Source organism: Clostridium nigeriense, from assembly GCF_900086595.1.
Classification (GTDB): domain Bacteria; phylum Bacillota; class Clostridia; order Clostridiales; family Clostridiaceae; genus Clostridium; species Clostridium nigeriense.
In genome coordinates this window covers 3,407,546-3,424,341 of sequence record NZ_LT575472.1, presented here as the reverse complement: position 1 = coordinate 3,424,341, position 16,796 = coordinate 3,407,546, and the positions used below count along the sequence as shown (strand labels likewise).

The following is a 16,796-nucleotide window of genomic DNA, read 5'->3' as shown; positions in this document are numbered from 1 at the left end:
TAGTATATGAAAAAGTGGATTTTAATTTTAATTTCATTAGTACTCTTAATTCTAGATAATTCTCTTATGCCTTTTTTATCTATTAAGGAAGCTTTCCCAAGCTTACTTTTTACATTTGCAGTAGCTTATTCTATTATAAATGGAAGAGAAGAAGCTGTAACTATTGGAGTTATATCAGGATTCTTGCAAGATATATATTTCTATAATGGTTTTGGAGTGAATTCTTTAATTAATATGCTAATATGTTTACTTGCAGCAATTATAGGTGAAAACATATATAGAGAAAAGAAGTTTATACCAACAATATCTATGTTCTTTTTATACTTGTTAAAGGTATTTTCAATATTTTTAATATTAAAAGTGGCTAAGAGGACAATAAATATTGAGATAGGATTATATTCTTCTATTTATAGTTCTGTAATAATGTTTTTAGGGTATAATTTTGTTTTAAGGCTTTATGATAAAAAAAATAAAAAGAGATCATGGAGGTTTAAATGATAGTAAATAAACCGAAAAAGAAAAAGAAAATTTCAAGGTATACTGTTTTAAATATAATAATGATAGCTCTTTTTACTACCTTTATTGCAAAGCTAGTTTATCTTCAAGTTTATAAGCATGAAGACTATAAAGAAAGAGCAGACATTAGCTCTACAAGACTTATATCTGAAAATGCCCCTAGAGGGAAGATTTATGATAATGAAGGAAATGTTTTAGCAACTAATATTCAAACTTATACATTAACATATACTAAGCCTAGTGATGAAAATGAAAACTTTTATGAAACTATGGATAAGGTATTTAATATTCTTTCAGAAAATGGAGAGAAGTTTGAAGATGATTTAATGCTTAAAATAGATAGTAATGGTAAATTCTATTTTGATTTTAAAACGGATGATGCCGATACTAAAAAAATAGTTGAAATTAGATTTAAAAGAGATAGAGGATTAAACGAGGAAATAGAAAAGGAACTATTTGATGAAGAAAAGACTGAGTTTAATGATGATGAAACTAATAAAGTTAATGAGGAATTATTAAAAATATCAGCAGAGGAAACCTTTTATAAACTTATTAAAACTTATAATCTTCAAGAACTTGTAAATCCAGTTCCAGTTCAAGAAGAAGGAGAAAGTAATAAGGCTTATAACGCAAGACTTGAGGCTTATAACGAAAAGTATAAAGAGTTATCAGGTAAAGAGATATTAAATGAACTTTTAACTACTTATTCAATTCAAGATGTTAGAAAATACATGGTAATTAAAGATGCTATAAAAATGCAAAGTTTTAAGGGATATAGAGCAGTTACAATTGCTTCAAATATAAAAAAGGATACAGCATTTGTTGTATATCAAAAGCTAAATGATTTACCAGGTATAGATGTAAGCATAGAACCTATTAGAATTTATCCTTATAATAATCTAGCTTCAGGAGTAATAGGATATTTATCATCTATAGACTCTTCTAAAGAAACTAATTATGAATTAAGAGGATATGATGTATCTTCTGATTTAATTGGTGTTGCTGGGATAGAATCTGCCTTTGAAGACCAATTAAGAGGTACAAAGGGTGGCACTACTGTTAAAGTTAACTCTAAAGGTAGAGTTACAGAGGAATTGTTTAAGCTAGATTCTTATCCAGGTAATAATGTACACTTAACTATAAATAAAGATGTTCAATATGCTGCTGAACAAGCTATGCAAGATACTATGGAGCGTATAAAGAGTATAGCACCGAATGCGACTAGAGGAGCTGTAGTAGCAATTGAAGTTAAAACAGGTAGAATTGTTGCAATGGTAAGTTATCCAGGATATGATCCCAATGTGTTTTCTGTTCCAGGTATGCTTACTGATGAGTTGTCACAACAATACTTTGATCCAGATATAGAAAATTATGCAAAAGAGTTTATTCAAAGAACTGGAGCTACAGGTGGTATTGATTATTTATTCCCTGTGGATGATGATACTGGAAAAAGAAGAGATAAGTTTGATACTTATCCTAAAAAATTCTTTAACTATGCAACTCAAGGTTTACTTCCACCAGGATCGACTTTCAAACCTCTTACTGCAATTGCTGGATTAATGGAAGGTGTAGTAAGTACTGGGGAAGTTATGAATGATACTTCTGGTACATGGAGTAATGATGATTTACCAGAAATTAGAGAGAACTTTGAAAGAGTAGCAAATGGAGCTACTGATTTAAGAAAAGCCTTACAGGTATCATCAAACTATTATTTTTATGAGTTAGGATATAGACTTTGGAAAAATAATGGTGCAAATATTGAGGCTTTAGATACTCTTGCTAAATATGCATGGAAATTTGGATTGGGAGTTCCTAAATCCAGCCAAAATGCTAGCACTTTATCTACAGGGATTCAAATTGAGGAAGCTTTTGGGCAAGTCTATAATTTTGAGTCATGGAAGGATGATGTGTTAAGTAATCCAATGTATGACATAGTAGAATCATTACAAAAAGGGAATTATTATAGTTATTCTTTTGTTCCTTTTAACATAGAAGATAGTGAAAGTGATCCGGATGAGTTAAAAGAAGCAAAAACAGCTTTAAAAACGTATATGAAGGATACCCTAGCAAAAGTAGGAACAGATGAAGAAGTAACAGATAATACTAAGTATGCTGAAAGCTTAATTCCATATATTAAAAAGATTATGGAGTTATCACCTGAGTTTAAAGCAGCTGTAGTTGAAACTTCTCAAAGAAGAACAGTGGATATAGATGAGGAAGCTGGAGTAATATCAGATGCTATAGCATATTATATTGTAAATAATAAATCGGCAGAAATTAAAACAGCAGGACAAATAGTATCTAGTGCAATTGGGCAAGGTATGAATAACTTTACACCAGTACAAATCGCAAATTATGTTGCAACGCTTGCTAATGGAGGAGTTAGATATAGACTTACTCTTGTTGATAAAATTACATCACCAACAGGAGAAGTAATAAAAGAATATACTCCGGAAATAGTTGATACACTAGATATACCAGCAGAATACCTTCAAGCCGTTAAAGAAGGGATGTATAGAGTTAATACAAGTCCTAGTAATGGAACTGCTTATACAAGTTTTGCAAACTTTCCAATTAAGGTTGCAGGAAAGACAGGTACTGCGGACTTTAGTACAGATGCAAATTATACTATTCAAGGAAGACTAGCCTATGGTAACTATATTAGTTTTGCACCTTTAGATGATCCGGAAATAGCTATATTCTCAACTATTTATGATGGTAAGAGAGGTAGTGAAGGTGCAACTATTCATAAGGCTATATATGAAGCATACTTTAAAGAAAGACTATTACAATTAGATCCGTCTTATGCTTCTAAATCAGAATCTTTTAGAAAATATGTTTTAGATTCACCTCTTAAAGATAATAAAGAAGGCGAAAAAACAAATAATAAAACTGAAGATACAAGTTCTAGTAACTAAAAAAAGCTGAGTTTACTCAGCTTTTTTTTATTATTAAAAAAAATTATCATAATTTTACTGTTTTTTTTAATTTAATACAAAATTAGGTTGTTAAAGTGTATAATATAATTGTATAATTATAAGTACGTAACAATATTATAATAAGTTAAGGTAATTGGTGGAGGGTGGCCAATGAAGGTACATAGCATACAAATAAGGGGTACCAAAGAAGGTATTAATGCGGCTATAGATATGGACAAGTTTGATAGTTTTCAAGATATGTTAGATACATTAGTTAAGAAACTATCAGTTGGTAAAGGTTTTTATAAAGGCGCATCCCTTAAGATAGAAACGAATTTAAAATTATTAAAAGAAGATGACATATTAAAACTAAAAGATGCTTTATTTGAAAAAATACAAATAAAGGACTGTATATTTGAAGATATTAAAAGGTTAGAATCTAATGAAAATAAAGAAAATAAGCTTTTTAATGGAATATATGAAGGAAAAACTAAGTTTATAAAGAAAACAATAAGAGGTGGGCAACAAGTTAAATATTATGGGAATATAGTGATAATTGGAGATATAAATCATGGGGCAGAAGTATATGCAGGGGGAAATATAGTAGTTTTAGGAACAATTAAAGGACAAGTTCATGCTGGGGTAGGTGGAAATAAAAAAGCTATAATTTCAGCTTTTAACCTTCAACCAGAAATACTACAGATAGCTGACATAGTTACTATTGCACCAGATGATGGAATAAAGCCATCTTATCCGGAGCTTGCCAAAATTAAAGATAATATTATTGTGGTAGAACCATATTTACCAAAGAAATATATATAGTGTTGGAGGGAGAAGAAATGGGAATTTCTATTGTAATTACATCAGGTAAAGGCGGAGTTGGAAAAACAACAACAACTGCAAATATTGGTACTGCATTAGCAGCTTTAAATAAAAGAGTTGTAGTAGTAGATGGAGACACTGGGCTTAGAAATTTAGATGTGTTAATGGGACTTGAAAATAGAATAGTTTATACAATTTCAGATGTTATAGAAAATAGGTGTAGATTAAAACAAGCTTTAATAAAGGATAAAAGATATCAAAACCTTTGTTTATTACCAACAGCTCAAACAAAGGATAAGGATGATATAAGACCTCAAGATATGTTAAAGATAGTAAATCAATTAAAAGAAGATTTTGATTATGTCATAATTGACTGTCCAGCTGGAATTGAACAAGGTTTTGAAAATTCAGTAGTAGGAGCTGATAAAGCAGTTGTAGTGGTTAATCCTGAAATAACTTCAGTTAGAGATGCAGATAGGGTAATTGGAAAACTAGATGCTAAGGGACTAGATGACCATTCTGTAATAATTAATAGATTAAATTATGAAATGACTCAAAGAGGCGATATGTTAGATGTTCCTGATATAATTGAGACGTTATCAATAGAGTTATTAGGAGTAGTTCCAGACGATAAAAATATTACAGTTTCAACCAATAAGGGAGAGCCGATAGTTTTAGATGAAAAGTCAATGTCTGGTCAAGCGTTTAGAAATATAGCTAGAAGATTAATTGGAGAAGAAGTACCTTTACTTGATTTAAAGACTGAAGGAGAAGGATTCTTCGCATCATTAAAGAAACTATTCAAACGTTAAAAGGGGGAGTTGAGAGGTGGATTTTTTTAGAAAGTTTTCAAGTAAGCCAACACCAAAGGATGTTGCAAAGGATAGATTAAAACTAATATTAATACATGATAGAGGGGATTTGCCTCACGAAACCCTTGAAAAGATAAGAATGGAAATATTAGATGTATTATCAAAATATATAGAGATAGATGTTGAGGATGTGGAAATTGCAGTAAGCAAGAGTGAAAATGTAGATGGTAATAATCCTGCTTTAGTTGCTAATATTCCAATAAAGAATATTAAAAACTAGTACCAGAAGAGAAGTATATTTAGTTTAAATACATAGTGAAAGGTCTATAATTAAGGTAGTATATGGTTATCCATAGAAGAATATATAGGCCTTTTGCTATTTTTTATGAAAATAATATTTTAAATTAATTAATAAATTCTTAAATTTTAGTTTTTTATTATATATATTATAGAGAAATATAATATTTTTGGATATAATAAATCTAGGTTGAAAGATGGAGGTGAAGTACAAAAGAATGATACCATTATCAAGATTTAAAATAGATTTTAAAAAGTTAAAGGAAATAGATAAAATAATCTTATTTTCAATGATTGGGTTAATGATATTTGGAATAGTAAATATATACTTAGCAAGTGCAGCAGAATATGGGACATTGTTTTTAAAAAGACAATCTGTCTGGTTTGTAATTTGTTTAGTTGCATTATACTTTATGCTAGCAATTGATTATACATTATTAAAGTCCTATACTCCTTTGTTTTATTGGGGATCTATAGTTTTACTTATAGTAACTATGTTTATAGGAACTGATATAAATGGAGCAAGAGGATGGATAAGACTTGGCCCATTATCCTTTCAACCAGCGGAATTAGCAAAGATAGCAACCATAATGATGTTAGGTAAAACTTTAGAGGAAATGAATGGAACTATAAATGATTTAAAAAACTTTTTTACTATGGCTTTTTATGCTATTGTACCTGCAATATTTATAGTAATTCAACCAGATATGGGAATGACTATGGTTTTATTTTTTATAGTTGTAGGTATATTTTTCATTGCAGGATTAGATTTAAGGGTAATAGGTGGAGGTTTGTTCTCTCTACTTTTAATAATTGTAGTAGTTTGGAATTCAGGTTTAATACAGGATTATCAAAAAACAAGAATAACCTCATTTTTAAATCCAGAATCTGATACTTCCCAATCAGGGTATCAGTTAAGACAATCCCTTATTAGTATAGGGAACGGGGGAACTTTAGGTCTTCAAGGAAATGCTATAACTAAAGAAAATTCAGTTGGCTATGCAGCTCAGTATGTTCCAGAGGTTCAAACTGACTTTATCTTTGCTAGCATAGCAGAACAGTGGGGCTTAGCTGGAGGATGCTTCTTACTTCTACTTTATGGACTATTAATATCTAGGATGATAGCAATTGGACGAACAGCTAAGGATACCTTTGGATCAATTATTTGTGTTGGGTTAGTAGCTTACTTTTTATTTGCGTTATTACAGAATATAGGAATGACTATTGGTCTTATGCCTATTACTGGTATAACCTTACCCCTACTTAGTTATGGAGGAAGTTCTTTACTTACAACAGTAATGTCTATAGGATTAATTTTAAATGTGGGAATGAGAAGAAAAAAGATATACTTTTAATAAATGAAGAATATAGATTTAATGATTTAATTTGTTATAAATTACTAAAATACATTTATATAAAATCTGCTTTTTTAAAGGGCAGATTTTTCTTTTTTATAAAGTTGTTTATCTATACTTCTTTACTTTTTAGGAATTTACAAAAGTGTTACTTTGCGAACTATTTTTTATATAATTCCCTCCTTTATTTTAAAAGTGCTTCTATTAATTTTACTGTGGCTTGGAGACGAGGCCACGGAATAAGCAAAATACATAGATACATTTTTATGGCATAAAATTATTATTACTTAAATATAAATACATTATTAAGAGTAGGGAGAGAGGTGTATGAATAATAATTATAGTGAGGCTTACAAGGATTATTATGACAAAATGAGAAAAAAAATTAAAGGAAATACAAATAAAATGGATAAGGTAATTCATACAAGAGAAGACGTATATCCAAGTATGAATAATGTAGGTAGATATACCTATAAAAGAGGTAGCTATGGGGTTATACAAGAAAAGAAGAACTTTAAATATATAGATAGATTTATAATTAGACTTATATGTACATTTGTATTGTTTTTAGGTGTATTTACATTGAAGGTACTTCCAAACAAAGAGGCAAAGGATATATATAATGTTTTTAAATCAGCTATAAGTAGTAATATTAATTATGATAAATTACTTTCGAATATCAATATATCAGGTTTAAAGTATAAGGATATATTAAATAGTGTAGAAGAAAAATATTCTAACATTAAGGAAAGTATAGATTTAGAGAATTTAAATAAAGTTTTAAAGCTGTAACATACAGAATTTTATAAGTAGAAGGTGATTTTATAGAATTGTAGTAATTAGTAGGGAGATATAAATGAAAAGAGAAACAAAAAAGGTTTTAGCAGAAATACTTTTAATTTTATTAGTGTGTAGCTATAATCCAATGTTTATATTTGCTTTTATATGGGTATTTCTCCATGAACTAACTCATATATTTATAGCGTTAAAATATGGATGTAAATTTTATAATATAGGGTTTCATATATTTGGATTAAATGCAGAACTTTCTGATATAAATATTCTAAAGGATAAGGAAAAAATCAGTATTTATCTTTCTGGTGCCGTTTTTAATATAATTTCTGCAACTTTAATTTATTTAATTAGTTTTAGATATAATAATAGATTTATTGAAGAAAGTATTAATTTAAACATAGGGTTAGCGATATTTAATCTATTACCTGCTTATCCATTAGATGGATCTAGAATTTTAGAAGTGATTTTATCTAAAAAAATTCTATTTAAGAAGGCACAAAGAATTATAAGTATAATTAGCTTTATAATAGCAGGTTTATTTATTATTATAGGAATTTATATTTATATATTTCTACATAGTTTAAATTTTAGTATGATTATAGGAGCAATAATTATAATTTATATTACTAGAATGGAAGCACATACTTCCATGTATATAACTATGGGAAACATAGTTAAAAAAAGAAAGAAGCTTTTAAAGGATAATTATATAGAAAATAAGAGCATATCAGTTTATTACAAGCAAGGTCTTGTTAATGTATTAGCTTTAGTTGATAGAAATAAGTTTAATACTTTTTATATTTTAGATGATGATATGAAACTTATATATATATTATATGAAGATGAATTAATAGAAGCTTTAAAGTGTTATGGGAATATGACTTTGGAGGAATATATAAAAGGCAAATCCTAAAAATTATAAAAAAGGATTAAATTATCAATAGCCTATGTAATAGTAATACATTTACCTTTAGTTTTATATATGCTAGAATAGAAAAGATATAGGTGCTGTCATATATAGCACCTATTTAAATTCTCGACTTAGGAGGAATGATTATGAAGAAAATTACTGATCATATTTTATATAAGGTTGAAAAGCCATCAAGATATGTTGGTGGGGAATTAAATCAAGTAGTTAAAAATCCAAAAGATGTTGACATAAGATTTGCTTTTTGTTTTCCAGATGTATATGAAGTAGGAATGTCCCATTTAGGAACAAGAATACTTTATCATACTATAAATGAGAGAAAAGATACATATTGTGAAAGAGTTTTTGCACCATGGCCAGATATGGAAGCAGAACTTAGAAAAAATGAGATTCCTTTAATGACTTTAGAAACAAAGGATCCACTTACAGAGTTTGATATATTAGGGTTTACTCTTCAGTATGAAATGAGTTATACAAATATATTAAATATGCTTGATATGGCAGGAATAACTTATAGAGCCTCAGAAAGAAGAGAAGATGAGCCAATAATTATGGCTGGTGGACCTTGTGCTTATAATCCAGAACCGTTATATGACATAGTTGATTTCTTTGAAATTGGTGAAGGTGAAGAAATCATGAATGATGTTCTTGATGTATATAAAAAGTACAAAGGAAAAGGAAAGAAAAAAGAATTTTTAAGAGAAATAGCTAAAATAGAAGGTGTTTATGTACCATCGCTATATGATGTTACTTATAAGGAAGATGGAACTATAAAAGAATTTAAACCTAAGTATGAAGATGTTCCAGCTAAAGTAAAAAAGAGAATAGTAAACAACTTTGATAAGGTAGATTTCCCTATAGACATGATAGTACCTTATTCAGAAATAGTACACGACAGAGTAGTTTTAGAAACTTCAAGGGGATGTACTAATGGATGTAGATTCTGTCAAGCTGGTATGATTTATAGACCAGTTAGAGAAAAGACAACTAATACATTATTAGAACAAGCAAGAAAAATGATAGATGCAACAGGATATCAAGAGGTATCATTAGCTTCATTAAGTATTTGTGATTATTCAGATATACAAAACCTTGTAAGTAGTTTAATAATGGAACATGGAAAGAAAAACGTAGGGGTGGCTCTTCCATCTATTAGAGTAGATGCATTTTCAGTTGATTTAATTAAAGAAATTCAAAAGGTTAGAAAAACTGGATTAACATTTGCTCCAGAAGCAGGCTCTCAAAGAATGAGAGATATCATAAATAAAGGATTAACAGAAGATAGAATATTAGAAGCAACTAAAAGTGCCTTTGAATCAGGTTGGAGTACTATTAAATTATACTTTATATTAGGACTTCCATATGAAGAATTAGAAGATGCGGCTGGTATTGGTGAACTTGCGGAGAAAATGGCTGCAGTTTATTATGAAATTCCAAAGGAAAAGAGAGCAAAGGGATTAAAAATTACAGTAAGTACTTCAATACTTGTACCAAAACCATTCACTCCATTCCAATGGGCACCAATGGCTAGACCAGACGAAGTATGGAAAAAGATAGATGCTGTTAAAGGCGCTATAAAAACAAGAGCTATTCATTACAATTATCATGAGCAAAAAACTTCATTTATGGAAGCTGTATTTGCTAGAGGAGATAGAAGAACTTGTGACCTATTAATAAAGGCCTTTGAAAAGGGAGCTAAATTTGATGGTTGGTCAGAGTACTTCAAATATGATATATGGATGGAAGCGATGAAGGAATGTAATATAGACGAAGATTTCTATGTTTATAGAGATAGAAGCTATGATGAAATACTTCCATGGGACTTTATAGATATTGGAGTTAATAGAAAATATCTAGAAAGAGAAAATGAAAAAGCAAAAAGAGCAGAACTTACACAAAACTGTAGAAAAGGATGTACAGGATGTGGAGTTAATGTAAACTTTAAAGAAGGGAAGTGTTTTGAAGGTGCGTTATGTAATTAAGTTTACTAAAGAATCAAGTATTAAATTTATATCTCACTTAGATTTAATGAGAACTTTACAAAGAGTAATAAGAAGAGCAGATCTTCCAATGGAATACTCAAAGGGATTTAATCCTCATATGGCAATGTCAATAGCACAACCTTTATCAGTTGGTGTTTATTCAGATGCTGAATATATGGATATAGTATTAGTAGAAGAACTAAGTGAAGAGGAAATAGTAAATAGATTAAATTCAAAAACTGCATCAGGAATTAAATTCTTAACAGCTAAGAAGGTAATAAATAAAGAGGGAGAAAAAAAGGTTCCTCAAACTATGGCTTTAGTAGATGCAGCAAGGTTTACAGTAAAAATTTTATGTGAAAATGCTAAAATAGTAGAAGAAAAAATGGAAGAATTAGAAAAAAAGGCTGAATGGACTACTATAAAGAAGAGTAAAAAAGGTGAAAAAGAAGTTAATTTAAGAACTATGATTAAGGAAATGAAATATTGGATAAATGATAATGAGTTAATATTAAATATCCTTGTTTCTTCAGGAAGTAGAGAACATTTATCACCAGATTTAGTAGCAAGTTATATAAAAAGTAATATTGAAGAAATAATAGAAGATGCCTTTATAGATATAAAAAGAGAAGAAATGTATGTATTAAAAGAAGATAAATACGTACCAATATATAAATTTATTTAGGGAAGTGTATTTTTATGAGAGAAATTTTCATTGAAAGAGATGAATTGCTTTTAAGAATAGCCATAAAAGAAAATGGAAAGCTTGAAGAGTGCTTCTTTGAAGAAGCCTCTCAAGACCCTAAAATAGGAGAAATTTATAAGGGAAGAGTAAAAAACATAGTACCTGCTATAAATTCTATTTTTGTAGATATTGGATTAGAAAAAGAAGCTTATATGTATCTTAGCAATGATTTAAAGAATGAAGGAATTAAAAAGGGCGATGAAATTTTAGTAGAAATAATAAAAGAGCCAATAAATAATAAGGGTGCTAAGATAAGCAAAAATATAAGCATTCCAGGAAGATTTATGGTACTTACTCTAGGGGGAAGTGGAATAAGCTTTTCTAAGAGAATTAATAGTAAGGAAGAAAAAGATAGGATATTAAAGGCTGTTAGCAACATAGATGGCTATGGAATAACTATTAGAACGGAAGCAGTACATGCTGGTGATGAGGATTTAATACAAGAAAAGCTTAGACTTTTAGATGAATTTGAAATTCTTATAAAGAAATTAAATTATAGCTTAAATCTTGGTAAGGTCTATGGTGAAAATATTATTTTAAATAAGGTTCTTACTGAAAATCTAAATACAAAGTGTAAGATATTTACCAATAATGAAGAAGATTTAAATGAAATATATTCTTTAATAGAAGGAAATAAAGATATAATTGTAGAAAAGTTCAATAATATTAGAAGCTTATTTGATTTTTATGGAATAGAAAAAGAAATATTAAAGCTTAGACATAAAAAGGTAGCTCTAAACTGTGGTGGTAATATAGTTATAGATAAAACAGAAGCTATGTATGTTATAGATGTAAACTCATCTAAAAATATTAAAGGAAGAAGTTTTGATAAAACTATATTAGAAACTAATCTAGAAGCAGCAAAAGAAATAGGAAGACAGATTAGGCTTAGAAATTTAGCTGGAATTATTGTTATAGATTTTATAGATATGAGAGATTTTTCTCATAAATCAATAGTTATGGATGCATTAAAAGAAGCATTAAAAGAAGATAAGGGAAATGTTAAGATATTCCCATTTACTGAACTTGATTTAATTCAAATTGCAAGAAAAAGAAGAGGAAAATCTATATATGAGTATTTAGAAGAAAAGTGCAAAAGATGCAATAGTGAAGGCTTTGTTTTAAAACTATCATATATAGAAAAGTTAATAAGAAATGAAGTTATAAAAGCAGAAGAGGAAAGTTCAATAAAATCCTTTTATATTGAATTAGATAGAAACTATGAAGAAATAGTTAAGGGAGATGAGTTTTCGTTTTTAGCAAATATAAACTCCTTAAAAAATGAAATTTACTTAAATTTTGTAGATGGAATTGAAGGATATAAAGTAGAACCATTAATTTTTAAAAGCCAAAAAGAAAATGTAAAACATTATCTTATAAATGCCTATGAAAAATATGAATAAATTGCTTTACAATCTACATAATAATATGGTAAAATAGCAGATGTTAAACCGCACATAAGAGGTTTTTTTATTAAACAAAGTTTAGAGCTTTGTACCTCGGTTGGCGAGACCGTAATAAGAGGAGGTGTTTTTAATGTACGCAGTATTATCTACAGGAGGAAAACAATACAGAGTTCAAGAAGGAGACGTAATATTCGTTGAAAAACTTAACGCTGAAGTTGACTCAACAGTTGAATTAACAGAAGTATTAGCAGTTTCAAATGGTGATGCTTTAAAAGTTGGTACACCAGTTGTAGAAGGTGCTAAGGTTGTAGCTAAAGTTGTTGCTCAAGGCAAAGCTAAGAAAATTACAGTTTTCAAGTATAAGCCAAAGAAGGACTACAGAAAGAAGACTGGTCACAGACAACCATACACTAAGTTAGTAATCGAAAAAATCGAAGCTTAATTATTATGATTAAGATTAGAATTTTAAAAAAAGATGATTTGAGACTTGGTTTTAAGATAGAAGGGCATGCTTTATCAAGAGCTGAAATAGAGAAAAGTGGAAATGCTTATGATTTAATTTGCAATTCAGTTTCTGTATTATCTCAAAGTGCTTTAATAGGTATGGAAGAGGTTTTAAAGCTTAAAGTTAAGTATGAGATAAATGATGGATTTTTACATATAAATTTATCAAATCTTAAAATTCAAGAAATAGAGAATTGTCAAGTATTACTTTTAACTTTTGAAAAAAGTATAGAAAGCTTGATGGAATCTCTTAAATTAACTTTTGGAAGTAAAAAAGATAGTGAATATATAAGATTGTTGAAAGAGGAGGTGCAATAGTATGTTAATAATGAACCTTCAATTATTTGCCCACAAGAAAGGGGTAGGTAGCTCTAAGAACGGTAGAGACTCAGAATCAAAGAGATTAGGAGTTAAAGCTGCTGACGGAGAGTTCGTTTTAGCTGGTAACATTTTAGTTAGACAAAGAGGAACAAAGATTCATCCAGGAACTAATGTTGGTAAGGGTGGAGATGACACTCTATTTGCTAAAGAAGACGGAATTGTTAGATTTGAAAGAATGGGTAGAGATAAGAAAAAAGTTAGCATTTACCCAGTAAATCTTGAAGAAATAGCAGAATAATTTATTTTCATAAAGCACCCTGTTTAGGGTGCTTTATTTTGTAAAAATAATAAATGAAAAAATGGGCAATTGACAATGAATAAATTTGCCCATTGTACACTGTCAATTGTCCATTTACATATAATTTGTGAAATATAATGGATGCTTATTTAAATGTAATAATTAAATAATAATATTATTCACAATTATGATATAATAAACCTTACAAAGTTTGAAATAATAAGAATAAGGTTAAAATAATTTATGAAAGATAGGTGATTTTATGTTTATAGATAAAGCCAAAATATTTATTAAATCTGGAGATGGTGGAAACGGATGTGTATCCTTTAGAAGAGAAAAATATGTTCCATTAGGTGGACCAGATGGAGGAGATGGCGGAAAAGGCGGAAGCGTAGTTTTCGAAGTTGATCCAGGTTTAACTACACTTTTAGATTTTAAATATAAAAAGAAATTCGTAGCTGAAGCTGGTGGAAAAGGTGAAGGCTCTAAATGTTATGGAAAAGATGGAGATGATTTACATATAAAAGTTCCAATGGGAACTATCATAAGGGACTTTGAAAGTAATAAAATAATAGCAGACCTTTCTCATAAGGATGATACTTTTGTAATTGCAAGAGGAGGAAAGGGTGGAAAAGGAAATTGTAAGTTCTGTACACCAACTAGGCAAGCACCTCATTTTGCAGAGCCAGGTATGCCAGGAGAAGAAAGATGGATTACACTTGAGCTTAAGTTATTAGCAGATGTAGGATTAGTAGGATTCCCGAATGTAGGAAAATCAACATTCCTTTCAACAGTAACAGCAGCTAAACCAAAGATAGCAAACTATCACTTTACTACTTTAAAGCCTAATTTAGGTGTTGTTAAAGCAGAAGGTATAAATGCTTTCGTTATGGCAGATATTCCAGGAATAATTGAAGGAGCTGCTGAAGGAGTAGGTTTAGGATTAGAGTTCTTAAGACATATAGAAAGAACTAGATTATTAATACATGTTGTTGATATATCAGGAATAGAAGGAAGAGATCCTTTCGAGGATTTTGTAAAGATCAACGAAGAACTTAAGAAATACTCAGTTAAGCTTTGGGATAGACCACAAATAGTTGTAGCAAATAAAACTGATATGCTTTATGATGAAGAAATCTATGAAGACTTTAAGAAAAAAGTAAATGAATTAGGCTTTGATAAAGTATATAAAATGTCAGCTGCTACTAAGTCAGGAGTAGAAACAATAATTAAAGAAGCTGGTAGAATGCTTTCAGAAATTCCAATTAGAGAATTAGAAATAAGTGAAGATGAAAGATTTATCCCAGAAGAAAAGAGATTTACTTATGATGTTTCCATTGAAGATGGAGAAGATGGAAATAAGGTATATATAGTTTACGGATCTTTCGTGGATAGATTATTAAACTCAGTTAATATACATGATGCTGACTCTTTAAGATATTTCCATAAGGTATTAAACAATAAAGGGGTTTTTGATAACCTTAGATCAATGGGAATTGAAGATGGAGATATAGTAAGATTAAATGACTTTGAATTTGAGTATTTATTGTAATTAGGAGGAAAAATATGATAACAGGAAAACAGAGAGCTTACCTAAGAGGGCTTGCAAATAATATGGATCCAATATTTCAATTAGGTAAGAATGGAATAGAAGAAACTTTTTTAAAACAAATAGAAGAAGCTTTAGAAGCAAGAGAATTAATTAAAATTAAGGTTCTTGAAAATAGTGGTTTAGCTACTAGAGAAGCATCAAATACAATATGTGAAAAAATAGGTTGCGAAGGTATTCAAGCTATAGGAAGTAAAATAGTTTTATATAAAAAATCCTCTAAAAAACCTAAGATAGAATTACCTAGGTAATAAGAATATGAAAAAGATTGGTATAGTAGGAGGAACTTTTAATCCTATTCATTTAGCTCATTTATATATAGCCTATGAAGCTAAGAACCAATTGAATTTAGACAAAATAATATTTATACCAGCAGGAAGTCCTCCTCATAAGAAAGATAAAAATATTATAGAGGCTTCCTTAAGGTATAAAATGGTATATGAAGCTATTAAAAATTATGAGGATTTTGAATTAAGTAATTATGAAATAGAAAAAAAAGGCTATAGCTATACTTTTGAAACCTTAAGAAAATTTAAGTCTAAAGATAATGAGTTATACTTTATTACAGGGGCAGACTGTCTTATGGATATAGAGAAGTGGAAAAATCCAGAGGAAATATTTAAGCTTTCAAAATTCGTTGTCTTTAATAGAGCAGGTTATAGTAAGAAAAACTTAACAATTCAAAAGGCAAAAATTGAGAAAAAATTTAACACAGATATTACTTTTTTAGATATAATAGATTTAGAAATTTCATCATCTATGATCAGAAAAAGAATATCAGAAGGAAAAAGAGTAGATTTTTTCTTATCAAAAGAAGTCTTAGATTTTATTAAAGAAAAAAATATATATGATTATTTTAATAATATTAAGTAATCGTAGATAAGGGTTTAAGGAGAGGATTATGCTTAGTATAGAAGAAATGAAAATCTACCTTAAAGATAACTTAATGGAGAGCAGGTATATTCATACTTTAGGGGTAGTTGATACAGCTATAAGGTTAGCACAAATTAACAATGTAGATAAGAAGAAAACAGAAATTGCGGCCTTAGCTCATGATATAGCAAAAAATAAAACTATATATGAATTAAAAGATATTTTAGATAAAAACAATATAAAATTAACTTATGATGAAGAAGAAAATCAAGAACTTTGGCATAGTATGGTTGGACCAATTTTAGCAAAAGAAATTTTCAAAATAGAAGATGAGGAAATTCTAAGTGCTATGAGATGGCATACTACAGGCAAAGAAAATATGAGTAAGCTAGATAAAGTAATTTATATGGCTGATATGATAGAACCGAATAGAAAATTTCCAGATGTAGATATGTTAAGAAGAGAATGTTTTAATGATTTAGATAATGGGGTTCTTCAAGGATTGAATCATACTATTAAGTACTTGCTAAGTAAGGGAGTTCCTATAGATATAAATAGTATTAAGGCAAGGAATTATTTATTGCTTCATAAATAAATAGTAGAGAGGAATTAAGA

At 29.0% G+C, this 16,796-nt stretch carries 18 protein-coding genes; all 18 read left to right on the top strand.

All coding sequences use genetic code 11. The features are described 5' to 3' along the window. Positions 1–6: 6 nt before the first annotated feature. The 18 genes from mreD to yqeK all read left to right on the top strand — a co-directional run bounded on the left by mreD (position 7) and on the right by yqeK (position 16,776). Positions 7–498: a rod shape-determining protein MreD gene (mreD, locus tag BN6774_RS16025; protein ID WP_066895578.1), complete on the top strand. Its 492-nt coding sequence runs from the start codon at positions 7–9 to the stop codon at positions 496–498. After that, a complete protein-coding gene (locus BN6774_RS16020) occupies positions 495–3,434 on the top strand; it encodes a penicillin-binding transpeptidase domain-containing protein (RefSeq protein ID WP_066895576.1) in 2,940 nt (979 codons plus the stop codon). The genes mreD and BN6774_RS16020 overlap by 4 nt, the downstream gene beginning before the upstream one ends. Before the next feature lie 171 nt (positions 3,435–3,605). Then, positions 3,606–4,256 carry a septum site-determining protein MinC gene (gene minC, locus BN6774_RS16015; protein WP_066895574.1) on the top strand — a complete coding sequence of 217 codons (651 nt, stop codon included), beginning with the start codon at positions 3,606–3,608 and terminating at the stop codon, positions 4,254–4,256. Positions 4,257–4,273: 17 nt separating this feature from the next. Continuing rightward, the gene (gene minD, locus BN6774_RS16010; RefSeq protein ID WP_066895571.1) at positions 4,274–5,068 is read left to right on the top strand and encodes a septum site-determining protein MinD; all 795 of its coding nucleotides are present in this window, start codon (positions 4,274–4,276) and stop codon (positions 5,066–5,068) included. Positions 5,069–5,084: 16 nt separating this feature from the next. Further along, positions 5,085–5,348 carry a cell division topological specificity factor MinE gene (minE, locus tag BN6774_RS16005; RefSeq protein ID WP_066895569.1) on the top strand — a complete coding sequence of 88 codons (264 nt, stop codon included), beginning with the start codon at positions 5,085–5,087 and terminating at the stop codon, positions 5,346–5,348. Between the two features lie 235 nt (positions 5,349–5,583). Then, complete coding sequence (rodA, locus tag BN6774_RS16000; RefSeq protein WP_066895567.1) at positions 5,584–6,720, top strand: rod shape-determining protein RodA; 1,137 nt, start codon at positions 5,584–5,586, stop codon at positions 6,718–6,720. Positions 6,721–7,047: 327 nt separating this feature from the next. After that, a complete protein-coding gene (locus BN6774_RS15995) occupies positions 7,048–7,512 on the top strand; it encodes a peptidase M23 (RefSeq protein WP_066895565.1) in 465 nt (154 codons plus the stop codon). Between the two features lie 64 nt (positions 7,513–7,576). Continuing rightward, the gene (locus BN6774_RS15990) at positions 7,577–8,428 is read left to right on the top strand and encodes a site-2 protease family protein (RefSeq protein ID WP_066895563.1); all 852 of its coding nucleotides are present in this window, start codon (positions 7,577–7,579) and stop codon (positions 8,426–8,428) included. A 143-nt stretch (positions 8,429–8,571) separates the two neighbouring features. After that, positions 8,572–10,425: a TIGR03960 family B12-binding radical SAM protein gene (locus BN6774_RS15985; RefSeq protein WP_066895561.1), complete on the top strand. Its 1,854-nt coding sequence runs from the start codon at positions 8,572–8,574 to the stop codon at positions 10,423–10,425. Next, positions 10,409–11,110, top strand: coding sequence for a TIGR03936 family radical SAM-associated protein (locus BN6774_RS15980; protein ID WP_066896752.1), 702 nt, complete (start codon positions 10,409–10,411; stop codon positions 11,108–11,110). Before BN6774_RS15985 ends, BN6774_RS15980 begins: the two co-directional genes overlap by 17 nt. 14 nt (positions 11,111–11,124) lie before the next feature. After that, positions 11,125–12,573: an Rne/Rng family ribonuclease gene (locus BN6774_RS15975; RefSeq protein WP_066895559.1), complete on the top strand. Its 1,449-nt coding sequence runs from the start codon at positions 11,125–11,127 to the stop codon at positions 12,571–12,573. 133 nt (positions 12,574–12,706) lie between these two features. Further along, entirely contained in the window at positions 12,707–13,018 is a 312-nt protein-coding gene (rplU, locus tag BN6774_RS15970; protein WP_066895557.1) for a 50S ribosomal protein L21, read from the top strand. Positions 13,019–13,023: 5 nt separating this feature from the next. Next, complete coding sequence (locus BN6774_RS15965; protein ID WP_066895555.1) at positions 13,024–13,398, top strand: ribosomal-processing cysteine protease Prp; 375 nt, start codon at positions 13,024–13,026, stop codon at positions 13,396–13,398. Between the two features lies 1 nt (position 13,399). Further along, the gene (rpmA, locus tag BN6774_RS15960) at positions 13,400–13,699 is read left to right on the top strand and encodes a 50S ribosomal protein L27 (RefSeq protein WP_066895552.1); all 300 of its coding nucleotides are present in this window, start codon (positions 13,400–13,402) and stop codon (positions 13,697–13,699) included. Positions 13,700–13,961: 262 nt separating this feature from the next. Beyond that, a complete protein-coding gene (obgE, locus tag BN6774_RS15955) occupies positions 13,962–15,251 on the top strand; it encodes a GTPase ObgE (protein WP_066895550.1) in 1,290 nt (429 codons plus the stop codon). Positions 15,252–15,265: 14 nt separating this feature from the next. Continuing rightward, on the top strand, positions 15,266–15,559 hold the full coding sequence (gene yhbY / locus BN6774_RS15950) for a ribosome assembly RNA-binding protein YhbY (protein ID WP_066895548.1): 294 nt from the start codon (positions 15,266–15,268) through the stop codon (positions 15,557–15,559). 7 nt (positions 15,560–15,566) lie between these two features. Then, complete coding sequence (gene nadD, locus BN6774_RS15945) at positions 15,567–16,181, top strand: nicotinate-nucleotide adenylyltransferase (RefSeq protein ID WP_066895546.1); 615 nt, start codon at positions 15,567–15,569, stop codon at positions 16,179–16,181. Positions 16,182–16,209: 28 nt separating this feature from the next. Next, on the top strand, positions 16,210–16,776 hold the full coding sequence (gene yqeK, locus BN6774_RS15940) for a bis(5'-nucleosyl)-tetraphosphatase (symmetrical) YqeK (protein ID WP_066895544.1): 567 nt from the start codon (positions 16,210–16,212) through the stop codon (positions 16,774–16,776). Positions 16,777–16,796 lie beyond the last annotated feature (20 nt).